The following is a 25,782-nucleotide window of genomic DNA, read 5'->3' as shown; positions in this document are numbered from 1 at the left end:
TGTTTGTAATGACAATGTACAAGATTGTAAGTGTGTTACATACAAATAAATGGGTTGTTAGTAAATTATTAAATGATAACCTTGCCGGGCTGGTAATCCACCCAGTATTAAAAGGTAATGACCAATGAACAAAACATTCTCAATCGAAACAGGCCGTAAGTACGATTTTTATCAAGTAATTGAATGCACAGAATCAAAGCGTGAAGGTATTTTAGTTACATTTAACTGCATTGATGAATCTAGAAAAATGAAGTTTCATGTTTCTATTCCAGACTTCGAGTTAGGCGATAGCGACCTAAAAGTCGATATTCTTGAATCATATGTGAAAGGTAATTTCACTACAGGATTGCTTAATTAATAACTAATATCCCCAACACCCAAGAGCCAGCATTATGCTGGCTTTTTTGTTATGGTTCGTTCAAAACACAAGGATTCGACCATGACAATTTATATCCCCGCTCGATATCTCGGTACATTGCAAGGCAAAGCCACCAAGTCAATAGAAAAGGAACAGGCCAAAGCTAAGGCTAAAGCCGCCTTTATCAAGCTTCAGGCGCGCATACAGCGCAATCTAATAGCACTACCTTCTTACACTGCTGAACATATTTTTCACCCCACTAGAAAGTGGAGGCTAGACTACGCATGGCCTGACCTAAAGATTGGGTTAGAGGTTCACGGCGGTCACCACTCGAACGGTCGTCATGTTCGAGGTGTCGGGTTCGCTCAAGACAGAGAGAAGATGAATGAAGCCCAGCTACTTGGTTGGATCGTTCTCGAGGTTACAACCGATAATATTCCGCAGCTTAGAGAGTGGCTTGAACGAGCCATAAAAATTCGAAAAGAACAAGCGAACAGGGAAAAATAAACAGAACAAGATATAATGTTCACATTTAAAGACTTATGAGGTTTTGACCAGTGGCTAAAACAAATTGGAAAAACATTAAGAAACAATACGTTACGGAAGTTAAAGATACTGGCGTTGATCTTAAGTCTTTTTGTGTTCGCAATGGTCTGAACTATTCTACAGCTAGAAAGTACTTGAATAACAAACTGTTAGAAGAGAACGGAATAGAAATAGAACAGAACAACGGAACAAGCGCACAGAACAGGCTAACAGAACAGAACAAAGCCGGAAGTGTTCAGTTTGATGAAAAATCTAACCGCCAAGACTCATCACCCAATCTCTCCACCAGCGAAACCAAAAAACCGCGTAATCAATCAAGAAGTAAGAAAGGCAAAGGTAGTCACGGCGGGAAGCGCAAAGGAGCGGGAGCGCCAGAGGGGAATAAGAACGCATTCGTTCACGGCCTAATGACCCGAGCATTTGGGGATCTGGTGAAGTACTCGCACCAAGTTGATGATGAATTTAAGTTAGAGGTCCATAAGCTTGCTTCACTTCAGGCGCTTGAAGCGTTCGGACGCTACAAAGATGAAATGACAGCTCTCAATGAAGCGATAGAGCAACAAATCAAAGATGGTAAGCCACCGACAGAGGGCCAGATAGATGAACTTGCCGGGATAGAGAAACGAATGAGCGGCAGCTTAAGCCAAGTTACCTATCACACTGGCAAGCTTGAATACATCGAAGGCCAAATGGCTAACCGTGAGTTTACCAAGGCCTCAACCACCAAGACCCGAGTTCACACCAATCACATTACAGTCGATACCAAACTGAAAGAGAAAGGTATTGGCCTAGCAGATGCCAAGACCAAGCAATCAGTAGCCCAAACAGCACTAGCCGAGCATGAATTAACAGCCAAAGAACGAGAGGGACTAGGCGACAAAGACGATCTTGGCTTGGAGTTAGATGAAGCTATGGAAATGCAAGAGGATGAGATTCTAGAGCGCTTTAAAGAGCGCGGAGGTCAGTTGCATGTTGACGACTGATCTTAACGACAGCACACCGCTATTAAGTGACCTTCAGTTTCGTGCACTGGCTAGGCCAGAGAAGCGCCGATATTTACGCTTTGTTGCCACTAACCGCCGTTGGAGGCTGAACAATCTCTATAAGATTGAAGATGAGCAGGGCAGAGTCGTTACCTTTGAAATGCGAGACGCTCAACGTGAATTATTTGAAACCTCTCATACGTTCGAGATCATACTCAAGGCGCGCCAGCTAGGTTTTAGTACCTACATCGATATTTATGGTCTGGATTGCTGTCTGTTTTCTAAAAATTTCAAAGCGGGGATTATCGCCCAGGACTTGGAAAGCGCCGGCGCCATCTTCGCAACTAAGGTGATGTTCCCTTATGACAACCTACCAAGTTACATCAAATCACGTAAACCACTAAAGGAACGCCGTGGTGGTGCCAATGGCGGCACGATGAAATTTGCTAACGGTTCGAGCATTGCGGTTCGTACTTCTTTCCGTTCGGGTACGCTTCAATTCTTACACATATCGGAGTTAGGCCGGATCTGTGCTGGTTTCCCTATGAGAGCCAAAGAGATTCAAACCGGTTCCATGCCTACCGTTCACGAAGGTTCAAAGCTATTCATTGAATCAACCGCCGAAGGTGCGGCCGGACTGTTCTTTAATTTGTGTAAGGATGCTGAAGAACGGCAACAAGCGGGAATAGCTCTAGGCGCTAAAGACTTTCACTTTAGATTCATTCCTTGGTTCACACACCCTAAATACCATGCACCAGTACCACGTACAGGCCTGAAACTATCTAAGTATTTTATTGAGTACTTCAAAGCAATAGATCCTTTTGCCCTTCAGCACTTGGGTAAGCCTTTGTCAGATACACAAAAGCAATGGTACGTAGAGACTTACAACAAGTACGGCGAACACACCAAACAAGAATACCCAAGTACACCTCAAGAGGCGTTCTTAACGTCCGGTCGCCGTGTATTCAATCCAATAGACAGCATGAACGCTGAATCTCGATGCTCTAAACCTTTGCTTGTTTACGATGTGGACCCAGAAACAGGGAAAATGATTGACGCTCGAAACAATGTGAATAGAGACGGAACAAAAGAGGATGTAATTAAAGGCCTAATGGGTTACCTACTCATTTGGGAACTACCAGATGAAGACACCGATTACGCTATAGGCGGCGATATTGCTGAAGGTTTAGAGCATGGTGATAGATCTTCCTTCGATGTGCTTGATGAAAATGGAAATCAAGTGGCCCATTGGTACGGTCACCTAGATACCGATCTCTTTGCCAAGTTAATGGCCCATGTTGGTAGGTTCTATAACAAGGCTTATATCGGCCCTGAACGTAATAACCACGGTCATGCAGTGTTGAATGTTCTACGTGAGGTTTACCCGGTTGCACGTATCTATGAAGAGGAACATCACGACAAGGACGACAAACAAGAATCAACGGATCGCCTCGGGTGGCTAACGACACGTAAGAGTAAACCTATTATCATTAGCAACATGAAAGAGGAATTAAGACACGGACGAGACGGTATTCAATGGATTGGCACCGTGAGCGAAATGAACACTTATGTTTATGACGAGAAAGGCGGGACCAATGCCATTCAAGGCGCTTTTGATGATCAGGTCATGAGTTATGCAATTGCCCTTGAAATGGTTGTTCGTATGCCAAGGCTCCCACGCAAGGACTACAAACCACGCGCCCTAGGTGGCGATTACCGTAAACACTAGAGGATAGATTTATGAACACCGAGGCAGTTACAGAAATGCCAGCGCCACCAGAGCAAAGCGGGTTTACCTTAACTCAGCTAAAGAACTTGATGAGTGATGTAGATAACCAACCGAATTGGCGAGATCCGTCTCAAATCTGTTGTGATTACTATGACGGCCACCAAGTGAGTGCTGACCTTAAAGAAACGCTTGAGGAACGCGGGCAACCTGTTTTAGTGACTAACCTTATCGCGCCAACGATTGACGGCGTTTTAGGTATGGAAGCAAGAACGCGTACTGATTTAATTCTTACTGCCGATGATGAAGACGGCGAACAGCTTAAAGATGCACTGCAAGAAAAGTTTAAGGATGCTTGGCGTTTGGCTCGAGGCGACCGAGCTAACGCCGATGCCTACGCGTCCCAAGTTAAAGCTGGTATTGGTTGGGTTGAAGTACATCGTAATGATGATCCTTTTTACGGTGGACCTTACAACGTTAAAGCAGTGCGAAGACAAGAAATGTGGTGGGATTGGCACGCTCAAGAGGCCGACTTGTCAGACGCACGTTGGATCATGCGTAAGCGTTGGGTTGATGTAGATGAATGTATTAGTTGGTTCCCTGAACATGCTGAGATCATCAAGCAATCAATTAACGGTTGGGATGATTGGGCGGGCGTTGAAAGCTATGAAGAAGTGGATACCGGATTATTAGCCGCATTCCATGAATTTGAAAGTTGGGACCGTAAGGAATCCGAGTGGATGGATCGCCGCCGTGGTCGCGTCATGCTCGAGGTCATTTATTACAAAGTGTTTGAACGTGGCTATGTTATCGACCTTAAAGGCGGTCGAACGTTAGCTTATAACCCTGAAAACGTAGCCCACGCCGTTGGTGTGAAAATGGGAACGTTCAAGCCCCGCATTGCTACATGGTCAACTATCCGAGAAGCATGGTTTGTTGGTCCACACCGTATTGTCGATCGTGAATCAGTTGCCCCAACTGGTTACTTTCCCGTTGTTCCTTTCATTGGATATCGTAAAGATAAATCTGGCGAACCATACGGCCTAATCAGTCGAATGATTAGCTCTCAAGATGAGATCAACTTTAGACGTATGAAACTTACTTGGTTACTACAGGCCAAGCGAGTGATTGCAGATAAAGACGCTACGAACATGAGCCGCGATAACTTAATGGCCGAGGTTGAAAGGCCGGACGGATATATTGAACTTAACCCAGACCGCAGAAACAAGAAGTCGATATCTGAAACACTTCAGATTCAACAAGACTTCAATATTGCGGCTCAACAGTTCACCGTGATGCAAGACTCCATTAAGCAGATTCAAGACGTAGCTGGTGTGTATAACGCTATGTTAGGTCAAGACTCTTCAGCAACTTCAGGCGTTGCTATTAACTCGCTGGTGGAACAGGGCGCAACAACACTAGCCGAGATCAACGATAACTATCATTACTCACGTACCCGAGTAGCCGATCTGTTAATGGCCTATCTAATTGAAGACCTCGCAAGACAATCAAACCTTGCTGTAACCATTCATAAAGAAGACTCACACAAGAAAAAACAGGTCCAACTTAACGTATCGAACGATGACGGCAGCGTAGACAACGATGTTAAACGTTGGAAAGGCCACATTGCACAGGCACCGATCCAGCAAACCGCAAGCTACCGCGCACAAATGGCCCAACAACTAAGCCAAATGGTTAGCCAACTACCACCAGAACTACAGGCCACCATGATCGATATGGTTGTCGAGTTGATGGACTTCCCGAACAAGCAGGAAATTTTAAGCCGTATCCGCTCTACTCTGAACGTTCCAAAGGATCAAGAGGATATGAACGAGGAAGAGTTAGCAGCATTGCAACAGCAGCAACAGCAAGAAGCTGAAGCGGCAGAAATGCAGCGCGCAGGAATGAAAGCCGAGGTTGATTTAGCTATTGAGAAGGTCAACGAAATGCGCGCCAAGGTTGAAAAGCTTAACCGCGATGTTGAATCAGCCGATGTGTCTGATCAGAAGATTGAAGCCGACACAGCTAAGTTACTGGAAGAAATGCAACAGATTAGCCAAGGAGCAGAGGCCGCAAAAGAAGCACTGCTAAGTAACATCACTCAATCAATCCAAAGTATTCAGGTGTAATTATGTGGGAACAAGTTAAAAGTATCGTGGGCCAAGCGGCCCCATTAGTCGGATCACTACTAGGCGGGCCAAGCGGTAACGCTGTAGGTTCTCTTCTTGCTGGCGTTCTTGGTGTTAAAGACTCACCAGAGGAAATCATTAAAGAACTACTCCATAACCCAGAAGCATTATTAAAGATTGTCGAGTTTCAGGCTCAACACTCCAATAAGTTGCAAGCCTTAGCACTGGACCAATACACCAAGCAACTAGAAGACAGTCAGGACGCTAGAGATCATAACTCTGAACACTGGATGCCGCCGCTATTGACCTTAATCTTGTGCGCCATGGTCGCGGGTATGTATTACTCGTTGTTTAAATGGGTGGTGCCTGAGAAGTACGAGCAACTAATTTTTCTTATTACGGGCCAAGTTATGGGCGCGTTCTCTACGGCTATCGTGTTCTGGTTAGGTGCCACCATGATGCAAGGTATTAAGCGAACAAGACTAAATAAAGGAATCAAGTAATGACATTACCAACTCAATTCAAACCAAAAACAGAAATTCAAGAAATGATGGAATCACTAGGTTGTACTGGTGACCGGGTTAAGCCTCAAGACATTGTTGACCGTATTGAAGAACGCAACGAGGTGAACCATGAAGGCAATTGATCTCTATTTGGCACTAATTCACTTTGAAGAAGGTTATAAGCCGCGCCCTTATTACTGTAGTGAAGGTTATCCGACTGTTGGTATTGGTTGGCGTATTGGCGTAAAAGGTGCCGATATTAAAGACTTCGATATGTATGTGACTAAGCCAGTCGCCAAGGTGATGCTATTGGACCGTGTTGAACACATCAACAACCGTTTAGTTAAGTTCGATTGGTACAAAAACTTGAATGAAAGTCGTAAGGCCATTGTCATTTCTATGGCTTATCAAATGAGTATTCGTAAGATGCTCAAGTTCAAGAACATGATCGCAGCTTTAGCCGTGGGTGACTTCAATAAGGCAAGGCTAGAGGCAATTGACAGCCGTTGGTTTGAGCAAACTACCGCTCGAGCTGCGCGTCACGCTAATACTCTAGAGCTTGGTGATATTGAGCTGGTCTATGGCGATAAATTAGAAGGGTGCCGACTATGAGCGCGAACAGTTTTAGCTTTGGTAAAGCCATTGAATTAATGAAAATTGGTAAGCGAGTAGCCCGACACGGTTGGAACGGTGCCAATATGTTTGCCTACTATGTGCCAAGTGGTAAATATCACGCTCAAACCGAAGCAATTAAAGATTTGTTTAACAATAACGTAGTGCCATATCGAGCTTATTACGCGCTTAAAACAGCCCAGAACGATATTGCATGTTGGACACCTAGCACTTCGGATACGTTAGCAAATGATTGGTTTATGGTCACCGATGAGCAAGCAAAGGAATGGTGCGTCAATAAAACACTTATTAATCAATAAGATAACGGCTATTTTTTATATAACCATCTGTCGCGTTCGTGTCATTGTGTTATTAGTGAATAACAAATATAATTTATTCGAGACACATTGGCGCGTTCGATGTAACGCGCAAGAGAAAGCCAACGAAAAGATCTTTATCTATATCGTTGGCTTTTTCGTATCCAATGAAAACAAATTACGCAGCTATGGCGAGAAATAGCGAGGGAATAATGACTACAGAACTTGACCAAGCACTATCAACAGGCGATGCCGATAGCATTGATGAATCACTATCTAACATGGAACTCGACGGAGATCTGTTATTTGGTGGAGAAGATGAAGAAGGCGAGCTTCAGCAAACCAACCAAACAGTTGAAACACCAGAAGTTAGTGATTATCCAGAAGTGATCGACACGACCGGACAAGCACAAGCGAAACCAGAGACAGACGTTGCCAATGGTGAAACTGGTAAGGGTAGCGACGACCCGAGCGGTGATGCAAAGGCTGACTTGTTAAGTGATGGAGTTCGAGAAATTGATGGTCAGTTATATGTACCAGTAGATCCTAAAAATGCTCAAGTTCTTGGCAAGAACGGTAAACACACAATTCCTTATGAGGTGCTTGAATCGGCCCGTAATGATGCTGGTGGATACAAGTCGAAACTTGCTGATATGGAGCAGGAACTAGAACAAACCCGAAGTTCAGCCCAACGTACCCAATTGCTAGAAAAGCAACTAGAAGAAGCAGGGATTACCCCAGATAAGCTACCTGAAGAACTTTTGAATGACCCTGAAGCAATTCAGAACATTCAAGACGAAATTGGCGGTCAAGCTGGTGCAGTAATCGCGGCGTTAATCTCTAAGTTTGCAGAAGCGAAAGGAAACAACGGCGCAGCAACTACAGAACAACCTAGTGAGCAATCACAAGGTCCACAAGTGGTAGATGAGGCTTTAAACGCCCCAGAAAATGCAGAACTTAATTCGTGGTCGAGTGAAGATCCAGATCGCTGGCAAATGGCCTTGATTATCGACAACAAGCTGAAGAATGACCCTAGTTTTCAATCAATGTCTGTGCAAGAACGCTTTACTGAGGTTCAGCGCCGCGTTAAGACTTCCTTTGGTGACCCGGTTCAAGCGTCTATTGACCAAGAACTAGCGAAGCAAGGGCAAGAACCTAAACAAAGCAAACAACCAGAACAGCCACCAGCAGAAGCACAGACGCAAGTACCTAATTCGCCAACTTCGTTAGGCGGTTCACCTTCAACCGGAAGTCAATCAGCGCATGAAGCGTTAGCAGCTCAAGATCCTATGGCTCTTGAAACTTCGCTTGCGTCTATGTCACCGGAAGAAGTTGAAGCGTTCCTAGCGAATGCGGCACTAGCTTTGGACTAATTTAATGACAGCTATCACTAAAGCACAAGCAGCTAAAGCGTTTGGTGCGGCGTTATTCACTCATACTCGCCGTCAAAACACTTTCGTTAACATGCTGACAGGTTCAGCACCTAAGTCTGTTCCAGCAGATAAAAATCGCAATAAAAACCAAACTGAAGCGGGCGCTCCGGTTGTTATGGTTACCGACCTTTCAAAACAGGCTGGTGATTCGGTTGAAATGGATTTATTCCACAACCTAACTAAAAAGCCGACCATGGGCGATAAGAAAGTCGAAGGTCGCGGTGAAGACTTGAATAAAGTTGAGTTTGAACTTTCGATCAACCAAGGTCGTCACAACGTTGATTCAGGCGGCAAAATGTCGCAACAACGTACTAAGCAAAACTTGCTTCAAGTTGCCCGCACTATGCTAGGTAGCTACTTCAACGATCTGCAAGATGAAATTGCAACGTACCATGTAGCTGGTGCGCGTGGTTCGTTTGCTCCTTCAGATATGATTGTCCCTACAGAGGATGATCCTGATTTTAATGAAATCATGGTTAACAAGGTTACGCCGCCTACATACGACCGTCATTTTTACGGTGGTGATGCTCAGAGTCTTAACACTGGTGACTCCAATGTTATTTCGGCAGCGGATACGTTAACGCTAGGTAAGATCAATGAAATTGCTCTGTTCCTAGAAGAAATGGCGCACCCAATCAAACCTATCAAGTTTGAAGCTGACCAATTGGCGGGTGAGTCTCCGTTTTACGTTCTGTTCGTTACTCCACGCCAATGGAATGACCTATGGAATGATATTCAAAAAGTTGGCGCTAAAGGTGAAACTTCAGTTGCTTCACTGATTGCTACAGCGGTAAACCGTTCTCAAGGCTTTAAGCATCCGTTGTTCCAAGGTGACCGCCTAATGTGGCGCAATATCCTTATCCGTAAATACAGCAAGCCAGTACGTTTTAATGCTGGTGACACTGTTACGGTATCGACAAACACTAAGAACGCACAGACTACTGGTGCGGTTATCCCTACTGGTGTAACTGTTGATCGAGCTATGTTACTTGGTGGTCAAGCTCTAGCGAATGCTTACGGTAAAACGTCAAGCCAAGCACAGTTCAAAATGACAACTAAGAAAGTCGATCACGACAATGGCCGTGAAACGTCTATTGCTTGGATGAACGGTCTAGCTAAGGTTCGTTTTGAAGAGAAAAACGGCCGTATCAATGACTACGGTGTAGCGGTTCTAGATACAGCAGTAACTATGAGCTAACTAGGTTGGCCCGCTTCGGTGGGCTATTCCTGTTTTATAAGGACTAAATACCATGGCAACGAAACAAGCCTATACAGTGAAGGACCGAATTTACAACGGTACTCACGGTAACCTATCAACCAAGCAAGGTATTGCTAAAGGCTTTGCGGCCGCAGCTAACGATAAGCTTGAAATCTTTCACCTTGGCATTGGCGTTCGACTAATCCAAGCGAAGCTTTTTGTAAAAGATGCTTTTACGGCTGGTGAAGTATCAGTAAAGCTATTGAATGCTAAAGACGATAGCGTGATCGCCACTGTTATTGTTGATACTGAAATTAAGGCCGCTGGCGTTATCGATTCAGATACGAGCGTTTACTTCCCGACAATGCCAGATCCACAGGTAGAAACTAAAGTCGTGATTGTAACCAAAACTACAGTGACAGGTAAAAAAAACCTCGCTTATGAGATCGTCACTCAATCGGTTGGTGCCTCTTAATAGCACTAGCTTGCTTTAATAGCCCAAAGCCAACCGTAACGGGTTGGCTTTTTTATTAGGTGGATAAAATGGCAAATACCAAGAAAGCATATACAGCAAAAGACAAAGTTTACAACGGTACTCACGGCAATTTATCAGGTGAATGTTTTCAGTTTGATATCGATGAGCTAAAGGTTCAGAGCGGTGATGTTATTGAACTGGCAGAGCTACCAATAGGTATCACACTAAACGAGCTTAAGATCTTCAATGAAGATATTGGAACGGGTAAAAAGCTACAGTTATTCGTCCAAAGTCGAGATCGTGTTAACTACGCCATTACTCAAGTTATCGATGTATCAAGTTCAGCATTTACTTACCTCGATGGTATCAATTTTGATATTGATGAGCGCGGGCCTTTCCTACTGTTTGCCGTTATAGACCCGGCTATCGGTCAAGAACAAAAACACGCACAAGATTTATATCACGATACTCATACCTCAAAATCAGCAAGACCAACGCTTCAATCATTCAGTGTTATTTCAAGCGATATGTCACCGACTACTAGCGATATTCCTACGGTATATGCAGTAGACGCTATTCCTAAAGGCGCTAGCCTTAACGGTGTTGTCTGGTCCGTTTCGGACGGTACGATTGCAACCGCACAATCTGACGGAAACATAAGCTTTAAAAAGGCGGGTACTGTTGAAGTGATTGGTACGATTGGATCGGTAGTATCAAAACTTGAGCTTACTATTACCTAGAGCTTTTTCTTTTCGAATCTAAGTGATCTGAACGTGTATTTATCAAGTAACGAACAAAACTCATAGGTGTTATTATGGCAGCTCAAAACTCGAAAAAAATCAAAATTGTAATTATCTATACCAGCAAGGGATATTAACTATGACCGACAAAATGAAGATTGTTTACATTGGCCCAAACGAAGAAAAGAAAATGTCTCGTGGATTTTCTGAATACATTTTCCCGCGTGGTGTTGCCGTATCAATCGATGAACAGAACGGCTACGAGCTATTAAAGTTCAAAGATACTTTTGCAACGCCTGAACAGGCAAAAGAGATCATGAAACAAAACGAAGAGTTGAAAGAAGCGGAGCGACTAGCCGCAGAAAAACAACGCCTTCAGCAACACAACGAAGACGCAGCGAATACTTACTTAGTGATCATTGATGGTGAAGTACTCGATATTTCTAAATTCACTAAGGCGAAACTGAGCACGATTGTAGTGTCCGAAGGCTTATCAATTGACGTTAACAAGCCAATTGTTCAAGACGATGAATCACCAGTTGAAGCGCTTCGAAACCGTATCCGTGAATCTCTACATGAAAAACACGGTAACCCTGAACTGAAAGAGGCTTAACGAATGGCAGCACTAGCCGATCTGTTTCCGTTGGTGCGCCGAAAGTGTCCGAGCGTTATCGATATGATGATGCTCGATGCTTTGAAGGACGCTTTTAAAGAGTTTGCTTATACTTCTGAAGCTATCACGCACATTGCAAAGCTGACGAACGTAGAGGCAAACAAGCCAACAGATCTACTCCCACCAAGCCACTTCACTATGTTAAAGGTCGAATCCGCAAGCTATCACGACAATGGCCGGACTAAAGAGCTTTATGTAGATGATGATTACACAGTCTCTACACCTCAATCGATCGAATCTAAAAAGAACTTGCCAGATATGAATGTTCTTTGCGTAGTTATCCCAAACCTAGACAACACAGCAATCGATGACCGAATAGCTGCATTGTATGGCGAAGCTATAGCAGCAGGGGCGGCGGCAAGACTTCGACTTATGCCAAGTGAGATTTGGTCTAACTCCGATCTAGCTATTGATTTAAGACGGGATTTTAACGAAGGCGCGAGAAATGCTTTCCGTGATCGCCGTGACGGTTGGAATACTTTTAACAACAAAGTGCGTAAGCGCAACTTCTACTAGGTGTAGTTATGGCTAATACCACCGTAAAAACAATCGTTAGACAGGTTCAGAGACGTTTGATCGACGAAGATGCAATTCGTTGGTCAGATGACGATATGCTGGATTACGTTAACTCAGCAATTAAAGCCATTCTCGCGGTTCGTCCAGACGCTTATGTTCTCAATCATGAATTTGTTTGTGTGGAAGGAACTGAACAAAAACTAACAGAGCGTACCAATTTCCTTATCAATGTTGTTCGCAATGACAAAGGCAAGGCCATTCGTGGCCCTCACGATATGTTGATGCTTGATAACTACTATCCAGAATGGAGAAATTCAACACCTGGGGATGAAGCGGATTGTTATCTCTATGAAGAACGTGATCCGAAGGTCTTCTATCTTTATCCGGCAGTAAAAGACCAACATAAGATACAAATCATTGAAGCGGCTATTCCTGAAGACATAACCCAAAGCGAATACACCAATGATGTGCCTTTGTTACTTGGTCCTCTCTATGACAACGCTCTAATTGAATACATGGTTTATCTAGCGTTTAGCCAAGATAACGAGTTCGCCGCAAACTCCAATAAAGCAAATCTGGCATTGGCAGCTTTTAACACGATTCTTGGTAATAAAAACCAAAGTGATGCAGTAAAAGCCACCAGCAACCAAAGAGCGCAAAACAAACCACGATAAATAGGACCGAACACATGGCTACACGTTGGTATAGAAAAGGAACGATAACGGCAACCAAAGGATCTAAGGAGTTAGTAGGTTCTCATACGTATTGGAAAGACGATGCCGTTAAACCGTTAGCTGGTGATATTGTTATTGTTAGTGGTGAAATTCATGAAATTGACTACATCACCGACAATAACCACTTAACCTTAATAAACTCGTTCGAAGGTACACCGCCACCTAACGGTGAATATGCGGTTATTCGTAATGTATCACTCAACCTTACAACCAGAACGGCCGCTATGGTTGCTCAGTTGGTCAATGGTAAACAAAGCTTATTTGACCAAGTTCATGAGTTCTATACCTCGAACGCTCCGCTTATTAATTTTGATCTTGGTAACGGCCAAACTATTGGCGTAGAGCCGATAAAGCAAGTTGAAGCAAACATTAATAAACTTGCAGCAAGTGTAATAGCAGCCTCTAAAAATGAAATTAAGATTCTAAATGCCACAACGCTTCAAGCGGGTTCGCAAGCAACAGTAACTTGGGATCGCAGTACTGGCACCGTCACTCTTGGAATACCTAAAGGCGATCCGGGTATAAAAGGTGATCCCGGCAAAAACAGCACAGGTACGGGAACAGGCACCGGAACCAGCACAGGCGTGGAAATAGGTAAGAGTGATCTTGATCTTAAGGGCCACAAAATACTAAACCTATTGGCGGGTAATGATACTGGTCAGGCTGTTAACTACGATCAACTAGATGATGTGCTTGACAAGATTAAAAAACTTGAAAGAGCAATTTCAGATAGCCGACCAAGTGTAGCTCCAACCCCTTTGAATCTTGGTATGTGGTCAGGGAGTGACTTACAAAACAATGGAGGATTTACTCAGGGTGACGGCAATCTATTTAGAGCATACGCATACAATGATGATGGTATTAAGTCATTCGATAGCTTAGAGAGAATGTTGAATAAGTTCGATTGGGTATGGGCTTACTCTCAGGACGTTAATACTTATCCGGTAGAAATGTTTAAGCTCTCAGAGATATCCTATGATATCGCGACTAATCAATTATCTTTTGTGACTGAAGGCAATCCTAATTGGCAAGGCGGGCCAATTTCGATGTATTTCATACCGATGCCTAAGCCGTCTAGTGGTGGCGGTTCTGGTGGTGATGGAAACCCTGTAGGTTCATACACCCTAATAGACGGATCTGACGCCGACCCAAAAAATTATTTGTATTGTGGTGGAGAAGCAATATCAAGAAATGCTTATAGTGACTTGTATAGCAAGATAGGCGTTAAGTACGGTGTTGGTGATGGTAAAGATACTTTCAATATACCTTCTCAAGAGGTTTTGCCAGTAGCTCCATACGGTGCTCCAAGGCAACTTGGATACGACAAGGGAGAAAGAATCAAAGGCATAGCTATTAATACAAAAACCCAAGACATTTTCGTTATTGGGACGATTGGGAGTGACACCAAAACTTTGGATGTATTTAAGCAAGCTGGTGGTGTTGGTCCTTGGATATCTCAAGGTTATGTTGGTCTTGCTTACCCCAAAGCTATTGCTGTAAATGAGTTCAATGGCGATCTCTGGGTAGCAGATACATTTTTAAAATCAGAAATCTTCAAAAAAAGCGCTGGTGGTAATTGGGAATCTCAGCACTATAAAACTGATGGTGGTAAGCATGCTGATTCCATTGCAGTAAACCAAAAAAATGGTGATGTTTGGGTTACTGACCAAAACAAAGCTGAAGTGTTCAAACTTGCTAACGGTGCATCGGCATGGGTTAGCGAAGGTTATGCTACGCAAAACGCTAGTAAAACTATAATACCTACAGGGGTTAATATAGACAGATTAACTGGCGATGTTTACGTGATTGATAAGAAGGAAGGAAGACTATCAATAAAGCGTGGTGGAGTGGGTCAATGGGAGCAAGAAGACACATTTAAAAAGGACTCTGCACAAGTTAGTATATCCGTTAACCCACGGACCAAGGATGTATTCCTAATGCTCTATACCTCGTCCGTTCTTTATCTTAGAAAGAATGGTCAGGGCAAATTTATTGCCATTAAAGATACGAACCATAATTTAGACTCTACTGGGGTTGTGGTTGATCACACAACAGGTAATATTTATTTTGCTGGCACACAAGCATCACCACATGATTCAGATGTTTATAAATTGTTTGGCGTTCCTCAGTGGTTCGTAAAAGCTAAGTAAAGATAATTGATAACCAAAAAGGGAAGCTAATAGCTTCCCTTTTTGTTTTTCGATTTGGATACGAAAGGGACATTAAGTATCGAACGGGTTTATACTTGAGTTAAATGAAACATGCTAAGGAGCCGATATGTTTGCTCGATTACTCAGAGATAACCCGCTAGGCCTTTTGTTGTTGTGCGCTTCGCTCATTGGAACAGGGACATTAATCACATATCGATTGGATAAAATGGAAGCTAATGATATTGCGATTGCGAAAAGCTTAGATCAATTGGCTGGTGATGTAAGCGACTTTGAAAGAAACGTAAACTCTAGCGTTGCTTCGCTTAGGGGGGATGTGCAAAAGAACGTTTTTGCTCTTGATAGTCAGTTTAGAGATCGTGTTACCAACGCTGAACTTAGATTTAACGACAAGGTTAATGCGATAGAGGTGAAGCTGGCTAAGATCTCGAAGGTGAAAGCAAATGGCAGTAATTAACCTATTATCATTTCGTGGTCAACGCCCCAAAATCGCGCCTAGATTATTAAGCCCTGAATTTGCGACCATCGCGCAAGATTGCGAATACCCAATTGGGTACTTGCAGCCTTATCAAAGTCCCAAAAGCACCGCAATTTCTATTGGACCTACCGTTAGAACCATATACCAGTACCAAGAAAAAATTTGGTTACGTTGGAATAGTGATGTTGATGTAGTGCTATCACCGATTGACGGTGACCCATGGGGCCGCGTCTATTTTACTGGTGAGGAAACTACAGTCGGTAAACTACAACCGCCTCAAGTTCTTAACAACACAACAATTCCAAATTCAGGAGATCCATTTGCTGCTAATACGCTTGGCGTTCCTGCTGGTAGTTCACAAATTGTCGGGCAAGTAATCGATCCAATTCCTTTACCTAGCGTAGATAACAAAGACGATGATGAAACGAGATTTTATATCTATACGTTTGTCACAGATCAAGGGGAAGAGGGCGCGCCTTCACCAGCAAGTAATCAGTTAGAGATCAAGTATCCAAGTTCGAGTGTGGTGTTGACCATTCCAGCACCCGTTAACTTAACTGGCAACATAACTAAAAGAAGAATCTATCGATCGGCTTCTGGTGGAAATCAAGCTGATTGGTATCTAGTAGCTGAAATAAAAACATCACAATTGAGTTTCACCGATACATTAACTGATAGTCAGCTAGGACAATCGTTACTTTCGGACAACTACGAAATGCCAAACAAAGAAATGATTAATCTAACGTTAATGCCTAACGGGATTTTAGCGGGTTCTTGGGGGAACAACGTTGCTTTTTGTGAACCGTTCTTGCCTCATGCGTGGCCTAGTGAGTATCGATTGACAACAGAGCATGACATTGTGGCAATGGCCGCAGTTTCTAACGTTCTGGTAGTCGGTACTAAGGGTTACCCTGAAATATTTCAAGGTGTTTCACCAGATTCAATGAGCGGTAGAAAGCTTGATTCAATGCAAGCGTGTGTTTCAAAGCGCTCGATGCTAAACGTAGATAACCTTGTGATATATGCCTCTCCAATGGGGCTAGTTGGTTTTACAGGACAAGACGTTGCACTACTAACCAAAGACATTATTTCAACGGATTTTTGGACCTCTATCAAGCCGGAAAGTATTGAGGCTTATTACTACGACTCTAAATATTTAGCATTCTACGGAACCAAGTTAGACAAAGCGTTTATCTTCGATCCTTCAGTTGGGGATCTTACTTTTTTCAATGTCGGGACAAATTTTGGTTATACCAATTTACGCACAAATACGTTTTATATGCGTAGTTCTGACGGCAATGACATAGCCGAGTGGAAGAAAGGACCGGATATTGATTACACATGGCGTAGTAAAGAGTTCTTTGGCTTATCCCCAAGCTTCAACACTCTTTATGTGATTGCAGAAGATCCGGCACTAGTGGGCGCTAGAATCATTGTGGACGGTAAAGTGATTCATGATTATCAGCCAAAAATATTCAAGAATAAGCCGATCCGAATCCCGCCTAAGCGTGGCGAAATTTGGCAAATCGAGTTTTACGGGACCGGAATGGTTAAACAGGCTTGTCTTGCTACAAGCGTCTCAGAGGTTTGGCGCGTATGACGACGAAAACGCTTCAAGGAAATAAAAAGAAGGGCAAGTTTCAGGCTATTCCCTCAAAACAACCTTCTGATCCGGTAGCTAGCGCAATAGCTGAAAATATTGAAATGCTGACAGGCCAACGTGGTCACGGCGGTAAGAAGGCTGTTTTATGGGAAGATTTAGAAGAGCTTAAGCTTGCCTCGATTAGCCAAAGTGGGCGCATTAAGTCATTAATTGATCCTAGCCTTACTGGTAAGTCAGGCGGTAATGGTGGAGGTGGGACCACTGTTACACCAGTTAAGCCTGTGGTTGAGACTCCAACATTACCGAAGCATGTACAAATTAATAACGGTTTTGGACTGACTACTTTAACGTGGGATACACCAACATATAAAGGTCATGCTTACACTGAGATATTTCAAGCAACTAAGGATGATTTTACTCAAGCTGTTCGTATTGATACCACTTCGGCCAATATTCGAAGCATACCGCTTTCAATGAGTGGTGATTACTATTTTTGGATTAGATTTGTAAATGTTTCCGGTTCTGTTGGTCCTATCCAATCTACGTTTGGTCTTCATGGTAAGTCTGTAACCGATCCCCAATACTTCTTAGATATCATTCAAGATCGATTGAATCCTGATTTGTTTGCATTCGCAGATATCGCAACAGTTGATGAATTAGACAGGTTAATCGCTGAAGGTGTGATAGAGAACGCGGTAACTGAAGACGTTCAAAATACTCACCGCAGAACTGAGCACTTAAGCCTTAAAGCGACTATTGAAACCAAGTACTACACGATTGTCGACAATGACAAGGCGATTGCAGCCGCAATTCAAACTCTTAAGTCTGAAATAGAAGATGACAACGGATCCAGTATCGCGGCCACCTTAACCAACAACTACCAAACAAAGACGACAACGAATAAAGCAATAGCCAGTGCAAAGCAAGAGCTGAAAAGTGAGATCGATAATGTCAAAGGTTCGGTTTCAACAATGTCGCAAACTGTAGCCGATATAAACGGAGTCAAATCTCTATGGGAGGTTAAAGCGAAAGCTGGTGATTTGATCGCTAGTGTTGGCTTAGTTGCGGAATCGAACTCAAAGACGGGTGTTAGAGACGCAAATTTTGTAGTGAAAAATAGCAATTTCCAAGTCGTTTATGACCGCGAATATGGCGCTGGCAAGGGTACAGAAGCTGTTCCTGTTTTCGGTACCACAAAAAATCCAGCATGGGACGAATGGAAAGCGTTAGTTGATCAAAACAAAACAGCACCGGATGAGCCGATTAAATACATCCTAGCTATCAATACCACCTACATCAAAGTTGCGAACATTCGTGAATTAGTTGCTGGTGATGTGATTGCGGATAAGATCGTTGCAAACACGGAAATTAAATCACCCAAGTTAATAACGCCGAGAATCAACGATAAAAACTCCAATTTCTTTGTTGATGAAAGTGGTTTTTTAACTGCTCAAAATGCATACATCAGGGGCCGTATAGTTGCAACTTCTGGCGAGTTCCCCGTTTCATTACTGACAGGGAAATTAACCGCGAACCAAGTTGTTGCCGAAGATTTTGTATTGAAAGGCCAAACGTTGACTGCCGCAAAGTCGATGAGGGGCGGTGCAGTGTTGGCGGGAACTAATAAAATCATTCTTGGCACATTGAAACTAGACGGAATTGTAAAAGCGTCAAATTATCTAACTAACCTTATCGTTAGCTACACAGGGACGATTTACAACCCACATAGATTAAGTTCTAGGTATAACGCTAAATATCGACCTGGTGGTCTACCAGAAAATTCATATATCAAAGTTGAGATCTCGGTTGATGGTGGACCATGGACCAATATCGGAAGCTCATTCAAGTTAAGCGTTCAATCGAGACAAACGGGGCGGGTTTGGGTCGGCGGTGGTGATTCTGGTAATTGGTCGATTAATTACGAATTTTGGTATTCAGAAGGTCAGGTATATATATCAACAACCATTCCGGGTGCTGGTTTCGGTAAAAACAATTCATTTAGAGTTGTGAGTACTACCGGATTTTATTCAATAACAAATCAAAATCTAACCGTGAACTTAGGTAGGAGATAAAAAGTGGAACAGAACAACCAATTCAAATATTTGCTTATTTCTGGTGGGGCTGACTCAGTAGCAAGCTTTAAAACATATCTAAGTATGGACCCAACCAACTCGGGCGGTCTTGTTTGTATTTACTATGAAATGATGGATACGTTAAGAGCACAAGCTGAGTTTGAATGTGTAAGCCAGTTGGCATCAAGATACCCTCAGTTTACCTTCTTTCACTCTAAGCTCAGAGGTTTTGGCTATGGTGATGCACTTGCCGTAGTCATGGCGTTTATTGATAACTACGTTGTTGATGTACACCAACCTGAAGATGATGTTGTTTTGTATATCGGTCTAGAAAAGGAAGAGCGAGACGAATACGGTTCGAACCTTAAAGAGTATCAAGAAATGCTCAAGTGCCTGTTAATGGCGCGTAAGGCGTATAACCCAGATGAAAAGCACCCACAAATAAGACTTGAATCTTTGGTTGTTGGTTTAAGCAAAGACCAAATGGTATCTAAATGTGGTGACGATGAGTTTTGGACCTGTCGCTTTCCTCAGATCGCAGAAGGGCATATATGGGATGGGTGTGGTAATTGTCACTCTTGCAAGCAGCTAGCAGAGGTCGGTCTTATCCAACCAAGAATTAAAATGTTTGTAGATTCTAAACGTATGCAAATCATGCCTGAAAACCCTGTTTATCAAGATGGCCGTAAGGTTTAGCAAATGAAATACAGCAAAGTAGACCACAAGAAGTATATCGATGTTCTTACAAAGAGCGTTATTGAAGTCGAGCAAAGAGACAACATAAAAGGACTTTTAGATGAAATTTTAAAAGACCTAGATGATGGACTTGCTCACTTATTCATGGGTGAACGATGCGCCACTGTATTGCGGCCTATCATCACCGATGATGAAGTTAACTTGTGTGTCTTTTTCGCTTGGTCCACTAGCGGCAGCGGCCTAAGTGACTACATAGAGATTTGTTACAAGCTTGCCAAGCAAATTAACGCAAAAAAAGTAACTACCAAAACAGCGCGTAAAGGTGTGGTTAGATTGTGGGAACGGCATGGATTTAAGCAAACAGGAATCGATAGTGATGGGCTGTTTGAAATCGAGAAGGTATTGAACTATGGGTAAGAAAAACGATGAACAAAAAGAAACAAAGTATCAAAAGGAGTTAGCCAAAGTTGCCGCAAATCAATGGAATGACTATCAAGATACCTTTGTGCCAGTGGAAAACGAATATATTCGTAGAACCAAGAGCATGGGCGACAAGAGCCAGTATGACAAAGTTTCCGGCAATGTTAATACGTCTTTTAACTCTAGTTATGATGAAGCGGGCAAACAAGTTGATCGTGGGCTAGCGGCAGCGGGTGTTAACCCGGCCTCGGGTAAAGCTTCTGGTGCTCAAACTAATCTTATCGAAGACAAGTTAGGAAAAGAGAACCAGACCACCAGCGCAGGACAACATAACGCAACTCAACGTTACACTGGAAACATGAAAAACGTTGTAGCCATTGGTAAAGGTCAAGAGGCACAAGCAACCGCAGGACTACAGGACATTTCAGCCGCTTCAGGCCGAAAAGCATCAAGTGATGCAATAGCGGAGGCCAATAAGGTTAGCTTGCCAGCAGCGGCGGTTGGCTTAGGTGCTTCAACATTGGCTAGTAATCCTGAATGGACCAAAAATGCTTATAACGTGGTTAAAGGTGGTCTTAGTAACGCGACTGGTGGAACTACTATGCCAGCAGACAATAACGTAGGCTACGGCCTAGCAAACGCATAAGGTGACGCAATGGCAGGTTTTGGAGGTAGAGATAGAGATATGGGCGGTTCGCAGCGTTGGAGCAACCGAAGAGGTGATAGCTCTTTAGGTTTGCCGCAACCGGTTCCACCGCCACCAGTAATTGCCACTAATGGTCATGTTAACTATCAAGGTGGTGATAAAGGTTATTCCGATACAATGGCAGCTCTTACGAGAGCGCAGTACGATGATTACATTCAACGCTTTCAGCCTACGGAGAAAAATCTAGTTGGTTTAGCTATGGGGAATGATCTGTATAACAATCAGATTGCTCGAAATACGGAAACGGCCGTTAGAAACTTTAGACAAGCAGATCAGCAACAAGCAAATTCTAGTGCTAGGTTTGGCCTCGGTGATATGCGAACGGAGCAAACCAAGACTAACTTGGCAAACGAAAACGCTTTGTCTTTGGCAAGCGCAAACAACAACTCGCGTCAGGCCATTGGTGATCTTCAATTGTCGTTAATGACAGGCGGGACAAGTGCGAAGCAACAAATTAACAAGCTAGGTGGGGGTTGATAATATGGGTTATGGATTAATCGATGTAGGTCGAAACCAAAAAAATATGTCTCTTAATTCAATGTCAAAAATGGTGAATCAAGAGCAACAACGGGATGCCACTAACAAGCAAATTAAGCAACAAAAGAAACAAGGTGTAATGGCTGGTGCTGGTGCTGGTGCAACGATTGGTATGTCATTTGGTCCGGTTGGTGCTGTAGCTGGTGCGGTAATCGGTGGTTTAGCCGCAAGCTTGTTCTAAAAAAGGCGCTCTATTTGAGCGCCTTTTCATTTACTTGAGAAGAAACATAGTAAAAGCACCAATCAGCATGTAAACACAAAACTCCCAGAATTTTATTTGGTCTTTTCTTAAATATACGAGCCCCGCGAAAACTGCCATGCCAACTAGAAAACTTGAAAAACTGTATGACCCGCAATCATCTGTATATTTGCAATCATCAGTTTCAAATCTGTCAGCAAAAACGTTTCCTATCTGTAATAAATACAAAATTACGATGTTAAATATATTCTTAAAGATGCGTGATTGTTTATTCATGGTTGGTCTACCTTGTTCTATTTAGTTAAGAGGATATCTTTAACAACGTATTCGGCTTGAGAACGCCAATATGAGTCATTGCCAATGCAGGCCGAACCAGACCCACTTGTGTAGGCACTAGCGCTGTATATCTTCTTTTCTGTGCTTACATCGAAAGTAAGATACTCAAGCGCATAGTCTCTTGATTGACTCGATATATTGGTTGTAACAACGGTCCCGCTAGTTGTATTGCCAAGAGTTGAAGCGTTCAAAGTTGAAAAGGATCCACCATTATAAGTGTTTACTTGGTTTCCTTTCCCTTTGACTGTTATCACAGAATCGAAACCATCGTCTTTTAGCTTCTTAGCTATTTGAGCGTGGGTAAAGTCGTCAAGAGGCGAGAAGATCTGATCGTATGTGAAGCAATCCACTTTGTTCTTATTGAACTGGTTACAAATAAGAGTGCCTAGCCCGTTGTTCTCGTCAACAAGCACTTTTCTATAATCATGGTCTTTTCTATAACTCTTAAGGTCTGTAGATACATTACCAACTGAACAAAAAGCATAAACGCCACCAGATGAACAGCCAACTAAGCTAAATGAAAATGCAAGAGCCACTAAGGGAAATATAGGTTTTTTCATTTTTTACTCTCTGCTTATGCATTAACGGGTTAAGTTTGAAACCACTACTGGCCTCGCGTCTATTGTCTCAGAAAAGACAACTCCACCAGAACCGTCCGGTTCGTCTTGATGTTCGTTCTGGCCGTCTGTATTTGAATTGTGAATAGAGCACCCAAATAGCAGATAAGTAAGCAGTAGAATAGGTGGGAATTTTTTCATTATTCATTTCCTTGTGACATTAATTCGCCAAATGTAACGTTTGAAATGGCAGATTCTGAGTAGGAAAGAATATCGTTTAATCCAGATCGTATATTTATATGGTCGGGTACGTTGATAGGTCGATAGTGTAGTTCGCCGGAATGATCAAACTCTTCGACTAAATGGTGGTTCATTAAATTGGTCAGCATTTTAGCCGTATCTATGATGTCTTGGCCTGTATATAAATGCACTTCTTCAAAACTACGGCCTCTGTTCTTGGCCTTTCCCCCTCTGATGTGACAGGCTAAAAGGTATGACATTGTTTTTTCGGCAATAGCTCTCAATAAATTATCTTTAATAATTTCGGTCATGATGGTCCCTTACTTTCATTTTTGGTTGGTCTACCTTGTTGTTTATCTACGCGGTGGTGCTCTATTTACAATAAAGTCACTAGCATAGGTTCACGCGTGTAAAATACGCTCGTCTTGTGTTAATTTCTGTGATGAGTATCATTCTCATACATACCTATACATAGCTATACATATCTGTACATAGATATGTATATGATTTGATAGTATAAAAGGTTACGCATAGAAAAATTTGGATTGAGGTGAGCAAATGAGTTACGAAGTAGTTAAGTTGGCGTGTGGGAACCTGACAGAACTTGAAAGAATGAAGCTGGCTCAGTATCTAATTCAAACTTCAGTACAAGCCATGGAAGAGAAAAACCCAAAGGTTCAAGTTCAACAGCCTATCACCAAGTCAAAGGCTAGTGTTGTTGCTGATGTTGAAGGGCGAGTATTGAAAAGCCGACCGTCAAAAGTCAGCACTATGAAGAACTTTATTAGCACTATGTTTAATTTTCAGGGAGGGATATCTAGTTCTGAAGTCGATATCATCATTGAAGGTTTGAAGAAGAAAAAACTCTTTAAGATAGATGGTAATAAAATCGTGTATTTGTAGTCGGTTTGGGGCTAATTTGTTCTTTTATAGCAAAACTCAAAGTTGTGTTTTGCTAGTACCAGCTTCAAACTTTCCTGTACCTTAAATATCCTCTTGCACCAATTCGTTTAAATCCTCCTCAAAAAATTCATAAAGCAACTATCAACCCATTAAATTCCGCTTAATACCCTTCGCGCCTAATGGTTTCAATCGTCAATCTAAATGTGCCGTTCGTGTCAAATTGTTTATAATGAGTCAATGACATGAAAGGGGGATTGAATAATGGCTGACGTAATTAGAAGCTTTTCGGAAGGCTTTGGGTTAGGTAATAAGATTATTGATAGAGCCAACTCAGCAGAAGACAGAGAGCGCCGTCTTGCGCGCCAAGACACTCTAGAAGGAAGACAAGACACGCAGTGGGAGAACGGCCTAGAAGACCGTGAGAGCCGTCTTTCGCGCCAAAAAACTCTAGAAGGTCGAGAAGATACGCAATGGCAGCATGGTTTAGAAGACCGCACTAAAACCAATAAGCGTAACGATATTCTTTGGGACCAAAAGCAGGAAGAATATGACCACCAGCAAGTATTAAGAAATCGCCAAGAGGGTTATAAAAATACTTACTTGCCAGCTTTAGACCTTGCCATTGCTTCGGGTGATTTTTCAAAGTTGGAATCCCCTGAAAACATCAAGTTCATGAAAGATAACCCGCAATTCGACCTTGCTAATATCCTTGGTGAAAAGACGGGGCAAGCCCTTGGTGAAGGTGTTCAGATTCTAAGAAACGCAGCAAATGGAGATTTACCAGAGGCGAACGATCCGACTCTACTTAACTCCGTAGACACGCTTTTTTCTGAAATCACTAAAGCCGACACTTTGCCTAAGACCTACACGGACGCGAAAGGCAAATCACACAAGATTCATAGCCGTAATATCTCTTCAATTATACCTAGTGAAGACGGGCAAGGTTTTTACATTCAGCAGCGGTTAGAACTCGATAACGGTAAGTCTATTGAGGTTCCCGTTACGATGAATAGAAGCAGTCACCCAGATGATAACCCGCGTCTTGTACCTATTGGTGAATTGACTTCACGCATGGACACGATCGCCAAAACTAGAAACGAGTTGAGCCAAACGCAGCTAAACAATTGGCGATACCTTCAGGAAGGTCGATCGCTTGGTTCTAATAAAAAGGCCGGAACTCGATCAGGTTCGGGTGGTGGTTATTCTACTTTGGGTGCTGGTGGTGATTCTGGTGTTGGAACTAAATACACCAAAGAATACATGGCCGACATTGCAGATATTGAGAAACAAACCCAAGAGCAAATTGATTCTATTCAAAATAACGTCCAGCTCGAGCCAGATCAAAAACAAAAAGAGATCCAACGCCTTCAAAAAGAAGGTGAGGCCAGAACGAAATCTAAGACTGAAGCATGGAGCACGTTTACAACCGTTAACGACCCAGACGCGCCAGCTAGGAAGCGAACGCAAGCTACCAATAAGATGGTTAACAACGTGGTTTCTCTCTACAAAAATTATGATTTTGATGAAGATGACAAAAACGCGTTACGCCAAGCAATTGATCAAGGCATAAGTCCGGCCAAGGTTGAGCAGTGGGTTAATGGAAAAATCACTTCTGGCGATATTAAACAAAAAGGCGGGAATGATGCCAAAAGCCAATCTGATCGAATTGCTAATGAATGGAATGGAAACCCGGCTACTAGCGGAAATGTAAACCCAAATAAAACAGAGGGTTTAAGCGTTACAGAAATCATGAATCAGACAAAGCAAGCTCAAAACAACAGCGGTTACGAAGATAACTTTAGTGCAGATGAGTATCAGAGAAACCAGAACGCGGGCAACCAACCACAACCGCAAAGCGATCGCACAGAACAGATGCTTAATTACAACGAGCGTCTTGGCTTAAATAGTTTTAATAGGTAGCGAA

At 42.9% G+C, this 25,782-nt stretch carries 30 protein-coding genes; 27 read left to right on the top strand and 3 right to left on the bottom strand.

Going from position 1 to position 25,782, the window contains the following annotated elements:
* Window positions 1-124: 124 nt before the first annotated feature.
* From OCU90_RS09445 to OCU90_RS09325, 25 genes are all read left to right on the top strand, one after another.
* Window positions 125-358 (top strand): hypothetical protein, encoded by a 234-nt coding sequence (locus OCU90_RS09445; protein WP_061024286.1) that lies wholly within the window; start codon window positions 125-127, stop codon window positions 356-358.
* 81 nt (window positions 359-439) lie between these two features.
* Window positions 440-865, top strand: coding sequence for a hypothetical protein (locus OCU90_RS09440; RefSeq protein WP_061024284.1), 426 nt, complete (start codon window positions 440-442; stop codon window positions 863-865).
* Window positions 866-915: 50 nt separating this feature from the next.
* On the top strand, window positions 916-1,887 hold the full coding sequence (locus tag OCU90_RS09435) for a hypothetical protein (protein WP_061024282.1): 972 nt from the start codon (window positions 916-918) through the stop codon (window positions 1,885-1,887).
* Window positions 1,874-3,616: a terminase gene (locus OCU90_RS09430; protein ID WP_081089999.1), complete on the top strand. Its 1,743-nt coding sequence runs from the start codon at window positions 1,874-1,876 to the stop codon at window positions 3,614-3,616. Before OCU90_RS09435 ends, OCU90_RS09430 begins: the two co-directional genes overlap by 14 nt.
* An 11-nt stretch (window positions 3,617-3,627) precedes the next feature.
* Window positions 3,628-5,742, top strand: a complete 2,115-nt coding sequence (locus OCU90_RS09425) for a portal protein (protein ID WP_081089998.1) — start codon at window positions 3,628-3,630, stop codon at window positions 5,740-5,742.
* Window positions 5,743-5,744: 2 nt separating this feature from the next.
* On the top strand, window positions 5,745-6,245 hold the full coding sequence (locus OCU90_RS09420; RefSeq protein ID WP_061024280.1) for a hypothetical protein: 501 nt from the start codon (window positions 5,745-5,747) through the stop codon (window positions 6,243-6,245).
* Window positions 6,245-6,388, top strand: coding sequence for a hypothetical protein (locus tag OCU90_RS09415; protein ID WP_155647282.1), 144 nt, complete (start codon window positions 6,245-6,247; stop codon window positions 6,386-6,388). Before OCU90_RS09420 ends, OCU90_RS09415 begins: the two co-directional genes overlap by 1 nt.
* Window positions 6,375-6,857, top strand: coding sequence for a glycoside hydrolase family protein (locus tag OCU90_RS09410; protein ID WP_061024278.1), 483 nt, complete (start codon window positions 6,375-6,377; stop codon window positions 6,855-6,857). The genes OCU90_RS09415 and OCU90_RS09410 overlap by 14 nt, the downstream gene beginning before the upstream one ends.
* Entirely contained in the window at window positions 6,854-7,177 is a 324-nt protein-coding gene (locus OCU90_RS09405; RefSeq protein WP_061024277.1) for a DUF2829 domain-containing protein, read from the top strand. Before OCU90_RS09410 ends, OCU90_RS09405 begins: the two co-directional genes overlap by 4 nt.
* 209 nt (window positions 7,178-7,386) lie before the next feature.
* Window positions 7,387-8,547, top strand: coding sequence for a hypothetical protein (locus OCU90_RS09400; protein WP_061024275.1), 1,161 nt, complete (start codon window positions 7,387-7,389; stop codon window positions 8,545-8,547).
* Between the two features lie 4 nt (window positions 8,548-8,551).
* Window positions 8,552-9,805 (top strand): N4-gp56 family major capsid protein, encoded by a 1,254-nt coding sequence (locus OCU90_RS09395; protein ID WP_061024274.1) that lies wholly within the window; start codon window positions 8,552-8,554, stop codon window positions 9,803-9,805.
* Between the two features lie 52 nt (window positions 9,806-9,857).
* The gene (locus OCU90_RS09390; RefSeq protein WP_061024272.1) at window positions 9,858-10,280 is read left to right on the top strand and encodes a hypothetical protein; all 423 of its coding nucleotides are present in this window, start codon (window positions 9,858-9,860) and stop codon (window positions 10,278-10,280) included.
* A gap of 68 nt (window positions 10,281-10,348) precedes the next feature.
* Complete coding sequence (locus tag OCU90_RS09385; RefSeq protein ID WP_061024270.1) at window positions 10,349-11,020, top strand: Ig-like domain-containing protein; 672 nt, start codon at window positions 10,349-10,351, stop codon at window positions 11,018-11,020.
* A 139-nt stretch (window positions 11,021-11,159) separates the two neighbouring features.
* On the top strand, window positions 11,160-11,633 hold the full coding sequence (locus tag OCU90_RS09380; RefSeq protein WP_061024268.1) for a hypothetical protein: 474 nt from the start codon (window positions 11,160-11,162) through the stop codon (window positions 11,631-11,633).
* A 3-nt stretch (window positions 11,634-11,636) separates the two neighbouring features.
* Window positions 11,637-12,209 carry a hypothetical protein gene (locus OCU90_RS09375; protein ID WP_061024266.1) on the top strand — a complete coding sequence of 191 codons (573 nt, stop codon included), beginning with the start codon at window positions 11,637-11,639 and terminating at the stop codon, window positions 12,207-12,209.
* Between the two features lie 8 nt (window positions 12,210-12,217).
* Window positions 12,218-12,883 carry a phage adaptor protein gene (locus OCU90_RS09370; protein ID WP_061024264.1) on the top strand — a complete coding sequence of 222 codons (666 nt, stop codon included), beginning with the start codon at window positions 12,218-12,220 and terminating at the stop codon, window positions 12,881-12,883.
* Between the two features lie 14 nt (window positions 12,884-12,897).
* Complete coding sequence (locus tag OCU90_RS09365; RefSeq protein WP_061024262.1) at window positions 12,898-15,093, top strand: tail fiber protein; 2,196 nt, start codon at window positions 12,898-12,900, stop codon at window positions 15,091-15,093.
* 127 nt (window positions 15,094-15,220) lie between these two features.
* On the top strand, window positions 15,221-15,568 hold the full coding sequence (locus OCU90_RS09360) for a hypothetical protein (RefSeq protein ID WP_061024260.1): 348 nt from the start codon (window positions 15,221-15,223) through the stop codon (window positions 15,566-15,568).
* The gene (locus OCU90_RS09355; protein WP_061024258.1) at window positions 15,555-17,189 is read left to right on the top strand and encodes a hypothetical protein; all 1,635 of its coding nucleotides are present in this window, start codon (window positions 15,555-15,557) and stop codon (window positions 17,187-17,189) included. The genes OCU90_RS09360 and OCU90_RS09355 overlap by 14 nt, the downstream gene beginning before the upstream one ends.
* A complete protein-coding gene (locus OCU90_RS09350) occupies window positions 17,186-19,264 on the top strand; it encodes a phage tail protein (RefSeq protein ID WP_061024256.1) in 2,079 nt (692 codons plus the stop codon). The genes OCU90_RS09355 and OCU90_RS09350 overlap by 4 nt, the downstream gene beginning before the upstream one ends.
* Before the next feature lie 3 nt (window positions 19,265-19,267).
* Complete coding sequence (locus OCU90_RS09345) at window positions 19,268-19,960, top strand: adenine nucleotide alpha hydrolase family protein (RefSeq protein WP_061024254.1); 693 nt, start codon at window positions 19,268-19,270, stop codon at window positions 19,958-19,960.
* Window positions 19,961-19,963: 3 nt separating this feature from the next.
* A complete protein-coding gene (locus tag OCU90_RS09340) occupies window positions 19,964-20,377 on the top strand; it encodes a hypothetical protein (RefSeq protein ID WP_061024253.1) in 414 nt (137 codons plus the stop codon).
* A complete protein-coding gene (locus OCU90_RS09335) occupies window positions 20,370-21,026 on the top strand; it encodes a hypothetical protein (RefSeq protein WP_061024252.1) in 657 nt (218 codons plus the stop codon). Before OCU90_RS09340 ends, OCU90_RS09335 begins: the two co-directional genes overlap by 8 nt.
* Before the next feature lie 9 nt (window positions 21,027-21,035).
* The gene (locus OCU90_RS09330; RefSeq protein ID WP_061024251.1) at window positions 21,036-21,563 is read left to right on the top strand and encodes a hypothetical protein; all 528 of its coding nucleotides are present in this window, start codon (window positions 21,036-21,038) and stop codon (window positions 21,561-21,563) included.
* Window positions 21,564-21,567: 4 nt separating this feature from the next.
* Window positions 21,568-21,804, top strand: a complete 237-nt coding sequence (locus tag OCU90_RS09325; RefSeq protein WP_061024249.1) for a hypothetical protein — start codon at window positions 21,568-21,570, stop codon at window positions 21,802-21,804.
* A 311-nt stretch (window positions 21,805-22,115) separates the two neighbouring features.
* Here OCU90_RS09325 and OCU90_RS09320 read toward each other — a convergent pair whose 3' ends face one another.
* From OCU90_RS09320 to OCU90_RS09310, 3 genes are read right to left on the bottom strand one after another with little or no spacing between them, the layout of a single operon-like run.
* Window positions 22,116-22,718, bottom strand: a complete 603-nt coding sequence (locus OCU90_RS09320; RefSeq protein WP_061024244.1) for a hypothetical protein — start codon at window positions 22,716-22,718, stop codon at window positions 22,116-22,118.
* A 21-nt stretch (window positions 22,719-22,739) separates the two neighbouring features.
* The gene (locus tag OCU90_RS09315) at window positions 22,740-22,916 is read right to left on the bottom strand and encodes a hypothetical protein (protein ID WP_155647281.1); all 177 of its coding nucleotides are present in this window, start codon (window positions 22,914-22,916) and stop codon (window positions 22,740-22,742) included.
* Window positions 22,916-23,266 carry a hypothetical protein gene (locus tag OCU90_RS09310; RefSeq protein ID WP_061024242.1) on the bottom strand — a complete coding sequence of 117 codons (351 nt, stop codon included), beginning with the start codon at window positions 23,264-23,266 and terminating at the stop codon, window positions 22,916-22,918. The genes OCU90_RS09315 and OCU90_RS09310 overlap by 1 nt, the downstream gene beginning before the upstream one ends.
* A 247-nt stretch (window positions 23,267-23,513) precedes the next feature.
* Between OCU90_RS09310 and OCU90_RS09305 the strand changes: the two genes are divergently transcribed.
* Window positions 23,514-23,858: a hypothetical protein gene (locus OCU90_RS09305; protein WP_061024239.1), complete on the top strand. Its 345-nt coding sequence runs from the start codon at window positions 23,514-23,516 to the stop codon at window positions 23,856-23,858.
* A 261-nt stretch (window positions 23,859-24,119) separates the two neighbouring features.
* Window positions 24,120-25,778: a hypothetical protein gene (locus tag OCU90_RS09300; RefSeq protein ID WP_061024234.1), complete on the top strand. Its 1,659-nt coding sequence runs from the start codon at window positions 24,120-24,122 to the stop codon at window positions 25,776-25,778.
* Window positions 25,779-25,782 lie beyond the last annotated feature (4 nt).

The sequence above is a fragment of the Vibrio splendidus genome, assembly GCF_024347615.1.
GTDB classification, from domain to species: Bacteria; Pseudomonadota; Gammaproteobacteria; order Enterobacterales; family Vibrionaceae; genus Vibrio; species Vibrio splendidus.
The sequence above is the reverse complement of the archived record's forward strand: the minus strand, read 5'-3'. Positions and strand labels throughout refer to the sequence as shown.